The sequence below is a fragment of the Sphingopyxis sp. GW247-27LB genome, from assembly GCF_002277025.1.
Lineage (GTDB): Bacteria > Pseudomonadota > Alphaproteobacteria > Sphingomonadales > Sphingomonadaceae > Sphingopyxis.
Window position 1 is genome coordinate 234,472 of sequence record NZ_NIWD01000009.1, and the last position, 18,315, is coordinate 252,786.

General features: G+C 68.4%; 16 protein-coding genes. 7 read left to right on the forward strand and 9 right to left on the reverse strand.

The features are described 5' to 3' along the window. Positions 1–5: 5 nt before the first annotated feature. Genes CD928_RS13555 through rimP form a run of 3 tightly spaced genes read right to left on the reverse strand, consistent with a single transcriptional unit; the run spans position 6 to position 2,954 of the window. Entirely contained in the window at positions 6–773 is a 768-nt protein-coding gene (locus CD928_RS13555) for a DUF448 domain-containing protein (RefSeq protein WP_095387639.1), read from the reverse strand. After that, on the reverse strand, positions 754–2,409 hold the full coding sequence (gene nusA / locus CD928_RS13560; RefSeq protein WP_095387640.1) for a transcription termination factor NusA: 1,656 nt from the start codon (positions 2,407–2,409) through the stop codon (positions 754–756). The genes CD928_RS13555 and nusA overlap by 20 nt, the downstream gene beginning before the upstream one ends. Continuing rightward, a complete protein-coding gene (gene rimP, locus CD928_RS13565) occupies positions 2,409–2,954 on the reverse strand; it encodes a ribosome maturation protein RimP (RefSeq protein WP_095387641.1) in 546 nt (181 codons plus the stop codon). Before rimP ends, nusA begins: the two co-directional genes overlap by 1 nt. A gap of 369 nt (positions 2,955–3,323) precedes the next feature. On the opposite strand from rimP, the gene CD928_RS13570 reads away from it, so the two are divergent. The 4 genes from CD928_RS13570 (at position 3,324) to CD928_RS13585 (ending at position 6,392) form a co-directional block, all read left to right on the forward strand. Further along, positions 3,324–4,118, forward strand: a complete 795-nt coding sequence (locus CD928_RS13570; RefSeq protein WP_095387642.1) for an ABC transporter ATP-binding protein — start codon at positions 3,324–3,326, stop codon at positions 4,116–4,118. Between the two features lie 81 nt (positions 4,119–4,199). Further along, positions 4,200–4,682, forward strand: a complete 483-nt coding sequence (locus CD928_RS13575; protein WP_095387643.1) for a DUF1772 domain-containing protein — start codon at positions 4,200–4,202, stop codon at positions 4,680–4,682. Between the two features lie 140 nt (positions 4,683–4,822). Beyond that, positions 4,823–5,959 (forward strand): cell wall hydrolase, encoded by a 1,137-nt coding sequence (locus tag CD928_RS13580; protein WP_095387644.1) that lies wholly within the window; start codon positions 4,823–4,825, stop codon positions 5,957–5,959. A 46-nt stretch (positions 5,960–6,005) separates the two neighbouring features. Then, positions 6,006–6,392 carry a VOC family protein gene (locus tag CD928_RS13585; RefSeq protein WP_095387645.1) on the forward strand — a complete coding sequence of 129 codons (387 nt, stop codon included), beginning with the start codon at positions 6,006–6,008 and terminating at the stop codon, positions 6,390–6,392. Positions 6,393–6,523: 131 nt separating this feature from the next. Here CD928_RS13585 and CD928_RS13590 read toward each other — a convergent pair whose 3' ends face one another. The 5 genes from CD928_RS13590 to CD928_RS13610 form a co-directional block, all read right to left on the reverse strand. Next, a complete protein-coding gene (locus CD928_RS13590; protein ID WP_095387646.1) occupies positions 6,524–8,236 on the reverse strand; it encodes an ATP-binding protein in 1,713 nt (570 codons plus the stop codon). A gap of 82 nt (positions 8,237–8,318) precedes the next feature. Then, a complete protein-coding gene (locus tag CD928_RS13595; RefSeq protein WP_095387647.1) occupies positions 8,319–9,092 on the reverse strand; it encodes a TIGR02186 family protein in 774 nt (257 codons plus the stop codon). Then, positions 9,089–9,997 carry a sulfite exporter TauE/SafE family protein gene (locus tag CD928_RS13600; protein WP_095388055.1) on the reverse strand — a complete coding sequence of 303 codons (909 nt, stop codon included), beginning with the start codon at positions 9,995–9,997 and terminating at the stop codon, positions 9,089–9,091. Before CD928_RS13600 ends, CD928_RS13595 begins: the two co-directional genes overlap by 4 nt. A gap of 109 nt (positions 9,998–10,106) precedes the next feature. Continuing rightward, the gene (locus tag CD928_RS13605; RefSeq protein WP_141237155.1) at positions 10,107–11,240 is read right to left on the reverse strand and encodes a hypothetical protein; all 1,134 of its coding nucleotides are present in this window, start codon (positions 11,238–11,240) and stop codon (positions 10,107–10,109) included. Continuing rightward, complete coding sequence (locus CD928_RS13610) at positions 11,237–12,649, reverse strand: glycosyl transferase family protein (protein ID WP_095387649.1); 1,413 nt, start codon at positions 12,647–12,649, stop codon at positions 11,237–11,239. The genes CD928_RS13605 and CD928_RS13610 overlap by 4 nt, the downstream gene beginning before the upstream one ends. A 150-nt stretch (positions 12,650–12,799) precedes the next feature. Between CD928_RS13610 and nhaA the strand changes: the two genes are divergently transcribed. Both nhaA and CD928_RS13620 read left to right on the forward strand, forming a co-directional pair. Beyond that, complete coding sequence (gene nhaA, locus CD928_RS13615; RefSeq protein WP_095387650.1) at positions 12,800–14,086, forward strand: Na+/H+ antiporter NhaA; 1,287 nt, start codon at positions 12,800–12,802, stop codon at positions 14,084–14,086. Beyond that, positions 14,086–15,678: a hypothetical protein gene (locus CD928_RS13620; protein ID WP_095387651.1), complete on the forward strand. Its 1,593-nt coding sequence runs from the start codon at positions 14,086–14,088 to the stop codon at positions 15,676–15,678. Before nhaA ends, CD928_RS13620 begins: the two co-directional genes overlap by 1 nt. Before the next feature lie 18 nt (positions 15,679–15,696). Here the strand turns inward: CD928_RS13620 and CD928_RS13625 are convergent, their stop codons facing one another. Then, positions 15,697–17,436, reverse strand: a complete 1,740-nt coding sequence (locus CD928_RS13625; RefSeq protein ID WP_095387652.1) for an amidohydrolase family protein — start codon at positions 17,434–17,436, stop codon at positions 15,697–15,699. 126 nt (positions 17,437–17,562) lie between these two features. Between CD928_RS13625 and CD928_RS13630 the strand changes: the two genes are divergently transcribed. Next, positions 17,563–18,312 (forward strand): class I SAM-dependent methyltransferase, encoded by a 750-nt coding sequence (locus CD928_RS13630; RefSeq protein WP_095387653.1) that lies wholly within the window; start codon positions 17,563–17,565, stop codon positions 18,310–18,312. Positions 18,313–18,315 lie beyond the last annotated feature (3 nt).

Below are 18,315 nucleotides of genomic sequence, written 5' to 3' on the forward strand. Positions count from 1 at the left end.
AACCATCATTCCTTCAAAAACGCGCCCGAAGCCCCGGAATCCGTGGACGCCGCCTCGTCTCCCGCCGCGCGGGAATCCTCCGTCGGAACGCGGTTGGCCGCGTCCCTACTCCATCCGGTGAAAAACTGCCAGCGGCTCAAATGCGCCAGCACCCGGTCGGCGGCGCGGGCGTCGATAATCGCCAAATGCACCGCATTTTCACGCCCCAATGCCATAGATAGGGACTGCCGGTCCACCGGCAAGACCATCCCTTCACGGCCCGAGCCTTCGTCATCCTCACCGACGCGCCACGCCTGCGCCAGTTTCTTGCGCCCATCCTCGCCGGCATCCCGCGCGTGCAGCAGCAGGCGGACCTGCCCGCGCCGCGCCGCCTGCTCGATCTTGTCGTTGCCGCTGATCAGCGTGCCCGCGCGCGCTTCGAGCCCCAGTCGGTCGAGCGTCGCGCGCGCAAGCTGCGCCGCGATCCGCTCGCCGAGATCGTCGGGGATCGCGATATGACCTTCGTGCAGCGCCCGCGCGAGCCCGCCCTTGAGCTTGCCCTTCGCCTGCGCCGCCTCGAGCTCGGCGCGCGGCACGCCGATCCACGCGCCGCGCCCCGGCGCCTTGCCGTGGACGTCGGGCGCGATGGCGCCGTCGGGCCCGAGTGCGAGGCGCACGAGCCGGTCGGCCGGCGAAACCTCGCCGGTCACCACACAGCGCCGCTCGGGCACGTGCTCCCCGCGCTTCCCCGCGCGGCTGGTTTCGCTCAGCTGATCATTGCGCGGGGTCCGCATCGGCGGCCTCCCCGGTTTGCGGCTCCGCCGCGGGCCCGGCTTGCGGCGCTTCGGCCACGGGTTCGTCGTCGAACCAGTGCGCGCGCGCTGCCATGATGATCTCGTTGCCCTGCTCTTCGCTCAGGCCATATTCGCCGAGCACGCCGCCCTTGTCCTCAGCGCGCTCGCTGCGTTCGCGCGACGGGCCGCGGCGGTTGTCCTGCCGCTTCTTGGCGATCAGTTCGTCGGTCGCGAGGTCGGCGAGGTCGTCGAGTGTCTTGATCCCCGCCTTGCCGAGCACGACCAGCATCGCTTCGGTCAGGTGCGGAACCTCGGCCAGATCGTCCTCGACCCCCAGTTCGCGGCGCTCGGCGCGCGCGGCTTCCTCGCGGCGTTCCAGCCCCTCGGTCGCACGGCTCTGCAGTTCCTGCGCCAGCTCCTCGTCAAAGCCTTCGATGCCCGCCAGTTCCTCGAGCGGCACGTATGCGACTTCCTCGAGCTCGCCGAAGCCTTCGGCGACCAGAAGCTGCGCGAGCGTCTCGTCGACGTCGAGCTCTTCCTGGAACATCGTCGAACGTTCGACGAATTCGCGCTGGCGCTTCTCGCTCGCGTCGGCCTCGGTCATGATGTCGATCTGGCTGCCAGTCAGCTGGCTGGCGAGACGGACGTTCTGGCCGCGGCGGCCGATGGCGAGGCTCAACTGGTCGTCGGGAACGACGACCTCGATCCGCCCGTCATCCTCGTCGATGACGACGCGCTGCACCGTCGCGGGCTGGAGCGCGTTGACGACGAAGGTCGCGGTGTCTTCGGACCAGGGGATGATGTCGATCTTTTCGCCCTGCATTTCCTGGACGACCGCCTGCACGCGGCTGCCCTTCATGCCGACGCAGGCGCCGACGGGGTCGATGCTGCCGTCATAGCTGATCACGCCGATCTTGGCGCGGCTGCCCGGATCGCGGGCGGCCGCCTTGATCTCGATGATGCCGTCGTAGATTTCGGGCACTTCCTGCGCGAACAGCTTCTTCATGAAGTCGGGGTGTGCGCGGGACAGGAAAATCTGCGGCCCGCGCGTCTCGCTGCGCACCGACAGGATCAGCGCGCGAACGCGGTCGCCGACGCGCATCAGTTCGCGCGGGATCTGCTGGTCGCGGCGGATCACGCCCTCGGCGCGGCCGAGGTTGACGACGATGTGGCCGAACTCGACCGACTTGACGACGCCGGTGATGATCTCACCCGCGCGGTCCTTGAATTCCTGATACTGGCGCTCGCGGTCGGCTTCGCGGACCTTCTGAAAGATCACCTGCTTCGCCGACTGGGCGTCGATACGACCGAGGTCGACCGCGGGGAGCGGGTCGACGATGAAGTCGCCGATCTTGGCGTCCTTCTGCAGCTTCTGGCCTGCGGCGAGGTCGACCTGCTTGAAATAATCGTCGACCTGCTCGACCACCTCGACGACGCGCCACAGGCGGAGATCGCCGGTCTGCGGGTCCAATTTCGCACGAATGTCGTTCTCGGCGCCGTAGCGCGCGCGCGCCGCGCGCTGGATCGCTTCCTCGATCGCCTCGATGACGATCGTCTTGTCGATCATCTTCTCGCTGGCGACGCTGTTGGCAATCGCGAGCAATTCGGCCTTGTTGGCGGAAATGGCAGTGGCCATCAGTCCTGTCCTTCTTCTTCCATATCGTCGGCGCCCTCGGTCGAGAGCGGGACGGTTGCGGCAATCAATTTGTCGGTGAGAACGAGCTTCGCGGTGTCGATCGCGTCGAACGGCAGTTTATGCTCGACCTCTTCCTTGTCCAAAATCGTCACGATATCGCCGTCGATCCCGACGAGGGTACCGTTGAAACGCTGGCGCCCGTCCAGCTTCTCCTTGAGCGCCACCTTCGCCTCATGCCCCGCCCAGTCGGCGAAGTCGGCGCGGCGGGTCAGCGGCCGGTCGATGCCGGGCGACGAAACCTCGAGCCGGTAGGCGCCGTCGATCGGGTCCTTGCCCGCCTCTTCCAGCGCGTCGAGCCGTTCCGAGATACGGCGCGACAGATCGGCGCAATCGGCGATGGTGAGCTGGCGCGTGTCGGGCCGCTCGGCCATCACCTGCAGGGTCGGGTCGCTGTCGCCGCCGAAGAAGGCGACGCGCACGAGCGCAAGGCCCATCGCCTCGGCTTCGGGCGCGATGATCGCATTGAGGGCGTCGAAATCGACCAACTGATGATCCCAAATCGGATGACCGGAAGAACCATGCGGAAACAGCCGCCGCGGCCCGCGGCCCCGACGTCCCAACTGGCTAACCATGTCAAGAAGTGCGCTGCATATAGGCGCGTTGCGGAGAGATCCTCCCTGCGGCGGAGCCGTGGGGAGGGGGACCATCCGAAGGATGGTGGAGGGGCCGCGAGCGCCAGCGAGCGCTTCGCGCTCGGCCCCTCCGTCAGCGGCTACGCCGCTGCCACCTCCCCATCGCTGCGCGACAGGGAGGATCGGAGGATCGTCCGCTCCCCACCCCAAAGCGACCGCCACGTCCCCGCCAAACCATTTCCCCCTTGCCCTATCGCACCGCACCATGCTCAACGCGCCGCCATGGCCGACGACTCTCCCCTCCTCGCCCTCGCCGATGTCCGCGTCATGGCGGACGAGGCCTGCATTCTCGATCTCGCCGCACTGACCATCGGCGCGGGTGAAAGCACCGCGATCCTCGGCGCCAACGGCTCGGGCAAGTCGACGCTGGTCAAGCTGATCACGCGCCAGCTCTATCCCGTCTGGGGCGCCGATGTCCGTATCTTCGGGCAGGACAGCTGGAACGTCTTCGAGCTTCGCAAGCTGCTCGGCATCGTCTCCTCCACCGAACAGCTCGATTTCGACGCCGAGCCGCCGCTCGAGGTGCTCGACTGCGTCGTCTCGGGCTTCTTCGCCTCGCGCGGCCTCTGGAAGCATCAACATTATACGCAGGAGATGATCGACGTCTCGCGCGCCGCGCTCGAAGAGGTCGGCGCGAGCCGCCTGATCGGGCGCAGCATGGCGAGCCTGTCGACCGGCGAGGCGCGCCGCGTTCTGATCGCCCGCGCCCTCGCGCACCGGCCGCGCGCGCTGCTGCTCGACGAGCCCTGCGCGGGGCTCGACCCCGCGGCGCGGCACCATTTCCTCGACATGCTGCGCGGCGTCGCGCGGGGCGGCACGACGATGCTGCTCATCACCCATCATATCGAGGAAATCCTGCCCGAGATCGACCGCATCGTGATGCTGCGCGGCGGCCACCTCCTCCGCGACGGGGCCAAGGCCGACCTGCTGACGAGCGACACGCTCACCGACCTCTTCGGCCTCGACATCACCGTCACCCCGCGCGGCGAATGGTATCACGCCGAGATCGACGGCTGACAGGCCGGCCGGCGGGGCTCGCAAAGCCTCCCGATCTCGTCTAGTCTCGCGACCCGCGCCGTTTGCCGGGACGAGGCTGTCATGGATCACGCGATCACTATCCTGCTCTGGTTCTCGGTCGTCGCCTGCGGCCTGCTCGCCGGGCTCTATTTCGCTTTCTCGGCGTTCGTGATGACGGCGCTCGGCCGCATCGACACGACCGCCGGCGTCGCGGCGATGAACAGCATCGACGCCGCGATCCTGCGCTCGCCGTTCATGCCGCTCTTCCTCGGCAGCAGCCTGTCGAGCCTCGCGCTCGCGATCATCGCGCTTCTCGGATGGGACCGGCCCGGCGCCCCGGCGATGCTCGCGGGCGGCCTCCTCTATTTCGCCGGCATGTTCGTCGTCACGATGCTGTTCAACGTCCCCCGCAACAATGCGCTCGCTGCGAGCGATCCGGCGAGCGCGGCCGGCGCGGAGCTGTGGGCGCGCTATCTGCGCGAATGGACCGCGTGGAACCATGTCCGCACGATCGCCTCGACCACGGCGCTGATCCTCTTCGTGATCGCGCTGCTCGCGCGCTGACAGGCGCCTTTTTCGCCTGTCCCGCCGCGGGACATTTCGCCCGCGGCGCAACTTTTTGTTCGTATCTCGCGGCTTAAGAGGGTCAGCGTGGGTCGCGCGCGAATCGGTCGCGCGGGGCGGCACCGGATTCCGACGCGCGCATGAAACCCGAACTGCATCTTACGCCCGGCATCGCCTGGCTCGATCCGCTGGCTGAACGGCCGGCCGGGCCGGGGCGCAATTTCTGGGCCGGGCTGATCGCCGCGGTGATCGTCGCCTCGCTGGCGATGGCCCTGGGAAGCGGGCAGTTGCGCGCCTACACGCCGCATTTCGGCCCCTATAGCGTCAGCGTGCCGCTCGACTTCAAGCCCTATGACCCGCAGCGCTGGGCGATCATGAACGCCGGAAGCTATGCCGACGCGCTGAAGATCGATCCGACGCTGCCCGATCCCGCGAGCGTCGGATATGCCGATGCCACCGGACAGCCGCCCGCCGACCCCGCGACGCTGCAACAGGAAGCGTTCGTCGGCCCGCCCGCCAAATCCTATGTCTTTCGCGGCGCGACCGCGCTCGACCGCGAGCGAGCGCATTATTGCCTGACCGCCGCCATTTATTACGAGGCGGCGTCCGAAAGCGACGACGGGATGCGCGGGGTCGCGCAGGTCGTGCTCAACCGCGTCCGCCACCCGAGCTTCCCCAACACCGTCTGCGGCGTCGTCTTCCAGGGGTCGCAGCGTCCGGGCGTCTGCCAGTTCACCTTCGCCTGCGACGGCGCGATGGCGCGGGCGCCCGAAAAGCGGAACTGGCTGCGCGCGAGCCGTATCGCCTCGGCGGCGCTCGGCGGATATGTCTTTTCCGGCGTCGGCCTCGCGACCCATTATCACACGCAGGCGATCTGGCCGCGCTGGGGCAAGAGCCTGGTGATGACCAATATCGTCGGCGCGCATATCTTTCACCGCTGGCGCGGGCGCTGGGGGATGCCCGACGCGTTCCGCGCGCCCTATCTCGGCCGCGAGCCGGCACCGGGGCCTTATCTGCCGGTCGCCGAGCAGATCGCGGCGCGCGCGAAGGGCGCGGTGCCGGCCGCGCTGCTTCCCGAAACCGCCGCCGCGCCGCTCCCGGACGTCGCGGCCGCCCCGATGCCCGGCGCGCTGGCGCAGCAGGGGCGCGACATTGGTACGCCGGTCACCGCCGCCCGGCAGCCGGCATCGCCGCCGCCCACCTATGCCGACCCGCGGCTCAACCAGTCGGGCCAGATCCGCGACGAGTTCAAGGGCAGCGGGGAGTGGATTCGTTGAAGCAATCGTCCTAGCATTCGCGCTTCACCAGACAGGGAGGCATCCCATGGGACATGTGAAAGGCATCGGCGGGCTCTTCTTCCGGTCGCGCGACCCTGCGGCGCTCAAGACATGGTATCAGCAGCGGCTCGGCGTCGGTGGCGGCTGCAGCGCCGACGACAGCGTGCCGCCCAACGAATGGGTATGGAACGTCACCGCCGGTCCGCTCGTCTTCGAACCCTTCAAGGCCGACAGCGATTATTTCACCGCCGACCGCCAGCATATGATCAATTTCCGCGTCGACGATCTCGACGCGGTGCTCGAACCCTTCCGCGCCGCTGGCGAGGAGATCATCACCAAGGACGAGTGGAACGACCCCGCGACCGGCCGTTTCGCGCGGGTGCACGATCCGGAGGGCAATCCGATCGAGCTGTGGGAGCCGCCGGCGGGCTGATGTTCTTGTCTGGCTGAGCCAGACGCGGCACCGGCCCGCTCCCCCACCCGGCCTCCCATAGAATACTATGTCGGGAGGCCGCCGGGTGGGGGGAGCGGGCCGGTGCCGCCTTCGCCGTCAGGCGAAGAAAATCAACGCCCCTGGCTGCGCCAGCGCTTGACCACCCGGTCGAGGATTTCGACCTCGCCGCCCGTATCGCGCCATAGCTTCGAGAATAGCGGGTCGCTCGACGCCGGGCGCTTGTCCTCTTCGAGCGTGTCGAGATAGACGCGGATCGGGATCGAGACGCCTTCGCCGCAGACGATGCACTCGCGGTTGCGCAGCGCCGGGATCGAATCGATGAAACCGCGCGCGCCCTCGGGCATCGCGGCCTTGACGAAATGCTGGTCGCGCTCGTTGTTGAGGCGCATCGAGATGATCGTGCCGCACTGCGACAGCACGCCTTCGGCGAGGTCCGACGGGCGCTGGGTGATCAGGCCGAGCGACACGCCATATTTGCGGCCTTCCTTGGCGATCCGCTCGAGAATCTTGCGCACCGCCTGCCCCTGGCCGACGTCCTTTGCCGGGATGTAGCGGTGCGCCTCCTCGCAGACGAGCAGGATCGGCCGCTGCGGCTCGCCGCGCGACCAGATCGCATAGTCGAAGGTCAGGCGCGACAGCACCGCGACGACGACGCTGGTGATGTCCGAAGGCACCCCCGACACGTCGATGATCGAGATCGGGCGCCCGTCCGAGGGCAGGCGGAAGATCTTGCCGATGAAGGCCGCCATCGTATCGGCGACGAGCATGCCCGAAAACATGAAATTATAGCGCGGATCGGCGCGCATTTCCTCGATCTTGCCCTTGATCCGCATAAAGGGCGCCGACGAGGTCGCCTTGTCGAGCTTGCCCATCTCGTTCGACAGGATGGCGAGCAGGTCGGAGAGCAGATAGGGGATCGGCGAATCGACCGTGAGCTTGGTCATCCCTTCGGCCAGGCGGTTCTTTTGCCGCGCCTGGAGCAGGCATTTGGCGAGCACGTCGCAGTCGCCCTGCCGTTCGCGACCCTCGCTGGTGACGAAGACCTCGCAATGTTCCTCGAAGTTCATCAGCCAATAGGGCATCGCGAGATTGTCGACGTCGAACAGCGCGCCGGTGCCCTTGAAGGCAGCCGAATATTCGCCGTGCGGGTCGATCATCACGATATGGCCCTGCGGCGCGAGTTCGCAGATCCTATGGAGGATCAGCGCCGCGCTCGTCGATTTGCCGGTGCCGGTCGAACCCAATAGCGCGAAATGCTTGCCGAGCATCGCGTCGACATAGAGCGAGCCGCGGATATCCTTGGTCGGATAGACGGTTCCGATCTCGACATGCGCGCGCTCGTCGGCGGCATAGATCTGCTTCAAATCGGCGCTGGTCGCCGCATAGACCTCGCTGCCCGGCACCGGATAGCGGGTGACGCCGCGGCGGAAATTGTGGATGCGCCCGGTCAGCTTCTCCTCGTCGCCCTCGCCGAGGAAGTCGACCGAGGCGACGATCACGCCCCTGTCGCCTTCGTGAAGTTGCTGGTCGCGGATACTGGCGAGAAGCCAGACGTTGCCGACGCGGACCTTGATCTGGGCGCCGACCTGGCCCGCCATCGCGACCGCGGGGTCGCCCGACCCCGCAAGCCGGCCGATCGCTCCCGCGTCGAGGATGATGCGCGAGGTCGAACCCGCGATGTCGATCACTTCGCCGACGAGCAGCTCGTCGCGATGATGCGCCGTCACCGCCGCGATGGGCGCGACGGTCCCGCCACCGGCGAGGCGCACGGTTTGCGCGGCCGTCTGATCGCCGGCGCTGAACCCGCCGCTCTGCATGTCCATCCCAATGCCCCGCCTGTTGTCAGTCCCGACACCGGTATCGCACCGGATGGTAAAGAAAGCGCTTATGCTGCTTTTTTGGGGTTCAGCGCCGCCGGAAGATCGCCGAAGCGCCATAGCCGAGGACGAGCGACAGGAGGACCGCGGTCAGGCCATAGAGAAAGCCGTGGCGCTGCGCCGCGAGCGCGACGAAGCGTTCGAACCCCGCCTTGCGGATCTCGACGTCGCGCGAGGCGACCGCGATGACGCGGCCCTTGCTGATCAGGTAGGTTTCGGCGCGGTAATTGCCGACCGGAACGCGCGCCGGCACGGGAATGCGCGCGCGATAGAGCACCCCTTCGCTGATCTCCACCGCGCGGGGGTTTTCATAGAAAAGGCCGAGCCGGCGATAGAGATCGATCAGCCCGCCCTCGAAGCGTTCGAGCTTCTTCGCTTCGGAAAAGCCCGTCGGCGACATCGACAGGTTGCTGAGCCCGAGTTCGAAGATCGCCGCGGTACGCTCGTCGACCAGCTTGTCGATCGGGCGCGACGATCCGATCGCATAGAAGCCGGGCGAGGTGCGCAGGCGAATGCTGCTGGCGTTCACCCAGATGCCCGCGACGCGCTGTTTCTCGCGCAGCACGATCGGACGCACCGGCCCTTTCAGCACGACGACGATATCAGCGCGGTCGTCGGGCAGGCGCTGGCCCGGATAGAGGATCGCGCCGAACAGCAGCAGTTCCTCGCCCGTGAAGCTGTACTGGATGTCGATCGCGCGGTTCGACACGTCGGGCACCAGCCGCGGGTCGGCCGCCTGCACGCTCCCGGCGGGCAACAGCGTGGCGGCAAGCCCCAGCAGCAAGGCGGCCAGGCGCGTCATTGCACGGTATAGATTTCTTCGGGGCGGATGAAGAGGTCGACCCCCATGCGCAGCGCCACGAGAAGGACGATCACCGCGAGCAGCAGCCGCAGATATTCGGGCCGAACCGACTGGGCGAAGCGCGCGCCGACCTGCGCGCCGGTGACGCTGCCGAGCAGCAGCAACCCCGCGAGCACGATGTCGACCGCACCCGTCGTCATCGCATGCACCATCGTCGTCGCGATCGTCACGAACAATATCTGGAACAGCGAGGTGCCGACGACCACCTGCGTCCCCATGCCGAGCAGATAGACCATCGCGGGAACCATGATGAAGCCGCCGCCGACGCCGAGCAGCATCGTCAATATCCCGACCCCCATGCCGAGCAGCAGCGGCGCGAGCGGCGAGATATAGAGGCCCGAGCGATAGAAGCGCCAGCGCAGCGGCAGGTTGGCGACCATCGGGTGATGGCGGCGCTTGCGCGGGGGCGGCGGTATCCCCGCCTTCATCGCCCGCAGCGAGCCCCACGCCTCGCGCCCCATGATCGTGCCGACCGATCCCAGCATCGCGACATAGAGGATCGAGATCACCGTATCGATCTGTCCCCAGGCGGTCAGCAGCTCGAACAGCCCCGCGCCGATCACCGACCCGACAAGGCCACCCGCGACGAGCACCGCGCCCATGCGCAGGTCGACGCCATCGCGCTCGAGGTAGGCCATCGTCCCCGACACGCTGGCGCCCGTGACCTGCGTCGCCGCCGATGCCGCGGCCACCGTCGGCGGAATCCCGTAAAAGATCAGCAGCGGCGTGGTCAGGAAGCCGCCGCCGACGCCGAACATGCCCGACAGAAAGCCGACCCCGCCGCCGAGCAGGATGATGAACAGCGCGTTGACCGACAGGTTGGCGACAGGAAGATAGAGATCCAAGAACAGGCCCCGACGCGTGATGCCGGCGCCCGGGCGGCGCCGATTCATGCGACCCTAGACGATTTTTCCGGGCCGGGGAATCGGCTGCGCGCCTATGGCCGCGCGATTTTCAAAAGTCGGCCGCCAGCGTCACTGCGAGCCCGCTCGCGGGGCGCGCATCGCCCGCGACGCGCTGCCGCCAGTCGACCGCGATCCGGCTGCCCTGCCCGACGTCGGGCAGGCGCAGGGTCAACCGAGGGCCGACGTCGACCCGCGATGCGCCGGGCTGCGCCGCGGCAACCGCCAGCCCGCCGAGCCGCAGCGGCGCGTCCCTGCCAACCGCGTGATCGACGACGACCGCGGCCTCGGCGAAGCCGTCGCGGCGATGGGCGCCGACCACCCCGGCCTGGCCATATGCCTCCAGCCGGAAACCGCCCGGCAGCGCCACATCGCTGACGCCGCCGCCGACCGTCGCCGCCAGCGCGGTGCGCCCCTCGGGGCCCGCGGCAAGGCGCTGTTCGATCGCGATATCGACCGGCAGATGCGCCACCGGGGAGAAGGCCAGCCCGAGCGCGACCTCGCGCTGGCCCGGCCGGTCGGTCGCGATCGTCGCGCGCGCAAAGGCACGCGTCCGGCCCTGGTCGCTGAATCCATAGACGGCGCGCATCCCCGCCTGGCTGCCCCCGAGTTCGCCGCCCGCGGCGATCACTCCCGGCGCCGATGCCGAGCCCTGGCGCAGGAACAGCCACCCCGACAGCGACCAGCCCGAAAGATCGCGCGCCATCCAGAAAGGCTTGCCCGATCCGGGCTCGGCGCGCGCCGCGGCGTTCGCCGGCATCCAGATCGCGCCGGTCGGCACCGCCGCGCGTGCGTTACCCTGGGCCAGCGGCGAGAGCAGCCGCGCCATCAGCGCGAGGCGAAGGCCGTGACGATCGAGCCCGCCCCCCTTTCCGGCGAGCGCTGCGGCATGGCCTTGCCAGCCGCTGCGATCTTCGGCGACGGGTGGAACGCCCGAAACCGGATGCGATTTCGCGCTGCCGGCCACCGGCGCGTGATCCGCGGCAACGGGCGACGCCGCCGACATCGTGTTCATGGCGAACCGGGACGGCGGCGACCAGGGCGAAGGCGGCATCGGCGGCACCGGGACGGCGGGATTCCAGTTCGCGAGCAGGCGCAGCGCGATCCAGCCGCCGCCGCAAAGCAGCAGGAAGCGCAGCGCCGGCGCATCGCGGCGCGCGCGTGGCCCCGCCTGCCGGATCATCACGGCAGGCGAACCGGCATGGCGACCGGGCGGGGAGCGGCTTCGGTGTCATGCTCGGTCTTGTCCCACACGACCTCGCCCGACCGCAGCATGTGGCAATAGATCGCCACCGCCCGCCACGTCGCAAGCACCGCGATGACATTGGCGACGAAGGCGCGCGGGGCCGCGCGCAACCCCTGCCGCCAGCCGTACCAGCGCGCGGTGAAGTGACAGCGCATGCCAAGCCGCCACAGCAGCAGCGCGGCCGCGAAATCCAGGAGAAGGCGCAGCCCCTCATGCGCGATCGGCGGCGGCCAGCCGATCATCCCCTGCCCCACCCAGCCCAATAGGGTCAGGACCAGCCCGGCATAGGCGGCGAGAATGACGGCGGCGGCGAGCGGTGCGCGCCGGTCGCGCCACAACATCCAGCGCGCGGCCCAGCCACGGGCGCCGCCCCCTTCGGCGACCGCGTTCCATCCCAGATGATCCCAGCCCTCGAGCGCGATCCCCGCGATCCACCGCGCCTTCTGTCGCATCGCGGCATCGGCGCGGCCCGGAAAACAGCCGCGCGACACGATCGGATCGCCCGCCCCCGCCGAGGCGGCGACGAAACGCGCGCGCAGGCCATGAGCGCCGAGGAGCATTCCTACCTCATAATCCTCGGTCAGGCTGTCGGCGCGAAAGGGCCGCCCGTCGCGGTGGAGCGCGAGCAGCGACAGCGCGCCCCGCGACAGCGCGCATCCCACCCCCGCCGACGGGATCGGCAGGCCGAGCCGCGACCGAACCGCGAGTTCCTTTCCATGCGCCTCGGCGAATTCGTCGGCATAATGGCCGCCGACCCAGATCGCGCCCTTGCGGATCATCGGCACCACCGGAATCTGCACCATCGCATGGTCGGCGAGCATCGCGCGATAGAGCGCCAGTTCACCCCAATGGACATGATCCTCGGCGTCGTGGAGAACGACGGCGGCGAAGCGCGCGCCCTCCGCCCGTTCGTCGTCGAGCAGCGCCGCCCACAGCCGATTGAGATTGTCGCCCTTGGTCGTCGGGCCGTCCGCCGCGCCGATGACGAGGCGCAGCCGCGGATCGCGCGCGACCAGCGGCGAGACCGCGAGCAAGGTCGCGGCGTCGTTCGGATAGCAGCCGACATAGAGGCGAAAATCCTCGCCCTCCCAGGCGGCGAGTGTCCTCCGGAGCATCGCGGGAAGCACCGCCGCTTCATCCCAGGCGGGGACGAAAATCGCAAAGCTGCCGTCGACGACGCGCGTTCCGCCCCGGGCCGAGGGCTGCGAGCGACCGCGCGTCGCAAGCCACACCGCGTCGAGCAGCAGGTCGTCGAGCCCGATCAGCAGGATGCCGACCGCCGCAAAAAGCATCAACTCGTGCGCGGCGCCATGCACGAACCACGGCAGCCATGCGATCGACAGTTCCACCCCCGTGCCCCGTCTTCCCCGACGACGCCCCCGTCGCCATCTCGCGACAAGGGGTAATGGAAACCCTTTCTTTGTAAAGGGTGACGAACCGGGAAGCGCGCGTTACTAAGCCCGCGAAAACATCCGATCTGGCAGGAATATAATCGCCCGATGGCCCCCGGCCCCGCTACCCGTTCCGCGCTGCGCGACTTTCTCGAAAGCGAAAGCGCCGGCGGGATGCTGCTCATCCTCGCCGCGGCGCTGGCGATGATCGTGGCCAATTCGCCGCTCGGCGCCCTCTATCACGACGCGGTCCACGCGGTGACCGGCCCGATCCTCACCGACAAGCTCGGGCCGATGACGGTGCATTTATGGATCAACGACGGGTTGATGGCGATCTTCTTCCTGCTCGTCGGGCTCGAGATCAAGCGCGAGTTCGTCGACGGACGGCTCGCGAGCTGGGACCGGCGGCGGCTGCCGATGATCGCCGCGGCGGCGGGCATGGCGGTGCCGGCGATCCTCTACATGCTCTTCGCGGGGTCCGAGCCGGGGCTGGCGCAAGGCTGGGCGATCCCCGCCGCGACCGACATCGCCTTCGCGATCGGCGTCCTCGCGCTGCTCGGAAAGCGCGCGCCGACCTCGCTCAAGCTTTTCCTCGTCACCGTCGCGATCGTCGACGACATGGGCGCGGTCGCGATCATCGCGCTTTTCTATACCGCGAAGATCGATCTCGCCGCGCTCGCGGCCGCGGCCGCGCTGCTCGCGCTGATGTTCGCGCTCAACCGCGCGGGCGTGAAGCGCCTGACCGTCTATCTGCTGGTCTTCGCGCTCCTCTGGTATGCGATGCTGCTGTCGGGGGTTCATGCGACGATCGCCGGTGTCCTCGCGGCGATGGCGATCCCCTTCGAAGCGACGCCGGGTGCGCCCGACAGCGCCGCTTCGCCGCTCCACCGCCTCGAACATGCGCTACACCCGTGGGTCGCCTTCGCCATCGTGCCGCTGTTCGGCTTCGCCAATGCCGGGGTCGACATCGGCGGGCTGACCGCCGACCAGATCTTCGCGCCGCTGCCGCTCGGCGTGGCGGCGGGGCTGTTCCTGGGCAAGCAGATCGGCATTTTCGGCAGCGTCTGGCTCTCAGTCCGGTTCGGCATAGCGGGCAGGCTGCGCGGCGCGACCTGGCTCCAGGTCTATGGCGTCGCGCTGCTGTGCGGCATCGGCTTCACGATGAGCCTGTTCATCGGCGGCCTCGCCTTTCCGGGGAACGCCCTCTTGGTCGAGGAAGCGAAAATCGGCATATTGATGGGATCGCTCGTCGCCGCGCTCGCGGGTTTCGCGGTGCTCCGCTTCGCGCCGCCGCATCCCAGCCATGCCGCGATCGAGGCCGATAGCGATGCCGAGATCGACGGCGACGGCGATGTCCGCGACACGTCGGAAACGAAAGGAGCCGTGCCCGTCTGATGCGCACCCCCACGATCCTCCTGCTGCTCGCCGCGGGCACCGCGCTGTCGGGCTGCTACGCGCTCGACCCCGAAATGAAGCGCGTCGTTGCCGAGCGCAAGGCTCAGGAACGCGGCGCTCCCGCTGCGCCCGCTCCCGCCTCCGCCGCACCGGCACCGGGCCCGGACGGGGAGGAAAGCGCCCCCGCCAAGGTGAGCGTCAATGTTCCCGCGATCGACGTCCGCAGGATGGAGGTCGTCTCGGGCATGACCGACCTGCCGGCACCCGGCGCGCCGCCACCCGAAACCCCCGCCGCATCCGCCGGCGCCGACGCGAACGCCTGGCCGGCGCCCGCCGCGCCCGTCGACCCGACTGCGGCGACGTATGCCGCGCAGGCGGTCGATGCGATCGCGTCGGCCTATGTGCTGCTGACCCTCGAGATCGGCACCCATGAAAGGGGCTATATCGACGCCTATTACGGCCCGCCGAGCCTGCTCGAAGCGGCGACCAAGGCGCCGCGCGACAAACCGACCCTGCTCGCCGCGGCGCGGCAGCTGATGGCCAAGCTCGATGCCGCGGCGCCCGATCTTTCCGACCCAATCGAGCGGCGCCGCGCCGCCTTCCTGCGTGCCCAGCTCCGCGCCGCCGAAACGCGGCTGATGATGATGGAGGGGACGCGCTTCCCCTTCGCCGAAGAGGCCGAGCGGTTGTTCGGCGTGCGCCCCCAATTGAAGCCGCTCGCGAGCTACGACGCGCAGCTCGCCGCGATCGCGGCGCTCGTCCCCGGCGACGGCTCGCTCGCGGCGCGGGTCGAGGCCTATCTCGACCGCTTCACCATCCCCAAGGACAAGCTGCAGCCGGTGTTCGACGCCGCGATCGCGCGCTGCCGCGGCCGCACCGCCGCGCATGTGACGATGCCCGAGGGCGAGAGCTTCGACCTGCAGTTCGTCACCGGCAAGAGCTGGAGCGGCTATAATTATTACCAGGGCGGCTATCACAGCATCATCCAGGTCAACACCGACCTGCCGATCCGCCTGTCGCGTGCGCTCGACCTCGGCTGCCACGAAGGCTATCCGGGCCACCACCTGCTCAACATGAAACTCGAGGAGCAGCTGGTGAAGGCGCGCGGCTGGACCGAGTTCAGCGTCTATCCGCTCTACAGCCCGCAAAGCCTGATCGCCGAGGGCAGCGCCAATTACGGCATCGACCTCGCCTTCCCCGACCGCACGCGGCCCGACACCGAGCGCGACGTGCTGATGCCGCTCGCCGGCATCGCGCCGCCGGGCGACGATCGCTACTGGCAGCTCAACGACGCGCTGAAGGCGTTGCAGGGCGCGCGCCTGACCATCGCGCAGCAATATCTCGACGGCGCAATCGACCGGCCGACCGCCGTGGCGCTAACGCAGAAATATCTGCTCGTGTCGCCGCAGCGCGCCGAGCAGTCGGTCGCCTTCACCGACCAGTATCGCAGCTATGTGATCAACTACGGCATCGGCGAGGACATGGTCCGCGCCTATGTCGAGCGCGGCAGTCCCGACCGCGACGAAAGCTGGCGGCGGATGATGCTGATCCTCAGCGAACCGACGCTGCCGTCGGACCTTACCGCGCCATGACCGCGGCGGGGCGGCGGATCACTCCGCCGCCATCGCCAGTTCGACGCGCTGCGGTCCGCGGATCACGCCGCCGGGGGTCGGCCCCTGCATTTCGCCGTTCTGGAAGGTGACGACGCCCGACTTGATCGTCGCGACATAGCCGTCGGCCTTTTGCAGCAGGCGCTTGCCGCCCGCGGGCAGGTCGAAGGCGAGCCACGGCTTGCCGAGTTTGATCTCGTCCATGTCGATGACGTTCAGATCGGCGAGATAGCCGGGCGCGAGCAGCCCGCGATCCTCGAGTCCATAGAGCAAGGCGGTGTCGCGGCACTGGCGCTTCACCGCATGTTCGAGCGCGATGCGGGCGCCCGCGCGATCGCGCACCCAATGCTGCAGCATGAAGGTCGGCGACGCCGCATCGCAGATCGTCCCGCAATGCGCGCCGCCGTCGGACAGGCTGTTCACCGTGTCGTTCGCCGCCTGCAGATCCTCGAGGAAATTGAGGTTGCCGTCGCGGTAATTGAGGATCGGAAAATAGATGAAGCCCTTGCCATCGTCCTTCATCAGCAGCTCATAGGCATATTCGGACGGGCTCATCCCCGCGGCGGTCGCGCGCGCCATGATGCTTTCGTCCATCTTCGGCTCGTAATTGAAATCGGGGTCCATTTCGAACTGCACGGGCCAGCCCAATGCGACGATCTTGAGGAAATCGAGGATGTCGCTTTCGGGCCAGACATTCTCCTCGTCGATCATCCGCGCCTTGAAGGCGGGGTCGCGAAGCTTCGCGAGTTGCTCGGCCCACGGCAGGTCGATGATCTCGTTCCACGCGGGCTTGAAGCGGAACGGGTGGACGGTGCCCTGCCACGCCATGATGATGCCGTTGCCGCGCAAGGCGATCTGCGCGACGATGTTGGCGCCGCTCGCATTCTGCTGGCGCATTTCCGAAATCTGCTCTTCGAGCGGCAGTTCCTTGGCGATCGACTGGAGCGCGGCGAAGGTCACCGGCAGGCCGGTTTCGCGGCTGAGATCGCCCATCCACTGGAACTCGTTCCACTCGCGCTTCATGTCGCTCGCCATTTCGAACACGCCGTAGCCGACGCGGCCCATGGCGCGACCGATCGCGATCAGCTCCTCGGCGGTCGCGGTGGTGCCGGGGACGAGTTCGCCGTCGACCGACTTGTGGAGCACGGTGCGGCTGGTCGAGAAGCCGAGCGCGCCGGCGCGCACACCTTCCTCGACGATGCGCGACATTTCGGCGATATCCGCCTCGGTCGGGATCGCGCCGGGCTTTTCGCGGTCGCCGAGCACATAGGCGCGCACCGCGCCGTGCGGGACGTGGCATGCGACGTCGACCGTGCGCGGCAGCCGTTCGAGCGCGTCCATATATTCGGGGAAGGTCTCCCAGTCCCACGCCATGCCCTCGGCGAGCGCGGTGCCGGGGATGTCCTCGACGCCTTCCATCAGGCTGATCAGCCAGTCGTGGCGGTCGGGCTTGGCGGGGGCGAAGCCGACGCCGCAATTGCCCATCACGACCGTGGTGACCCCGTGCCAGCTCGATGGCGCCATTTCGGCATCCCATGTCGCCTGCCCGTCATAGTGGGTGTGAACGTCGACGAAGCCGGGGGTGACGATCCGGCCCTTCGCGTCGATCTCTTCGCGGCCGGCGCCCAGATTCTCGCCCACCGCGGCGATGCGATCGCCCTCGATCGCGACATCGGCCACGAAGGGCGTGCCGCCCGTGCCATCGACGACCGTGCCGCCGCGAATTACCAGATCGTACATCCCGACTCTCCCGATTTTTTCGTTTCAGGACGAAACCTATCACCAAATGCGCGATGTGCAAATAATCGCGCCGGAAGCCCGGCGAAGCGCTATGATGGCGTGACAAATCCAAAGGGAGTCGCCGCCATGATCCGCTCGCTTACCCTCGCCCTCCTCCTTGCGACCGCCGCGCCCTCGCTCGCCGCCGAGCCCGCCGCCGCACCCGATTACAGCGCCGCGCTCGCCGATCCCGCGCGGCCCGCTGCCGACCGCGAACGCGACGCGGCGCGCAAGCCCGCCGAACTGCTCGCCTTCGCTGGGATCGCACCCGGCGAGGCGGTCGGCGATTATGTGATGGGGGGCGGCTATGTCACCCGCCTCCTAGCCGCCGCGGTCGGGCCCGAGGGACATGTCTACGCCTTCCAGCCCGCCGAGTTCATCGCCTTCAAGAAGCAATATGGCGACGATCAGGCGGCGGTCGACGCCGCCTATGCCAATGTCGACGCGGTCGCGGGCCCCTTCGCCGCGCCGCCCTTTCCGGTGCCGCTCGACACGATCATCACCGTGCAGAATTTCCACGACCTCTACCTCAAGCCCTTCCCCGAAGGCACCGGAGACAAGGCGAGCGCGGCGCTGTTCGCGGCGCTCAAGCCCGGCGGGACGCTGATCGTCGTCGATCACAGCGCCGCCGACGGCAGCGGCACGACATTGTCCGACAGCCTGCACCGCATCGACAAGGCGGCGGTCGTCGCGGCGCTCACCAAGGCGGGATTCGCGGTCGAGGCGGAAAGCGACCTCTATGCGCGGCCCGAAGATCCGCGTACGGCCAATGTCTTCGACCCTTCCATCCGCGGCAAGACCGACCAGTTCGCGCTGCGCTTCCGCAAACCCGAGTGAGAC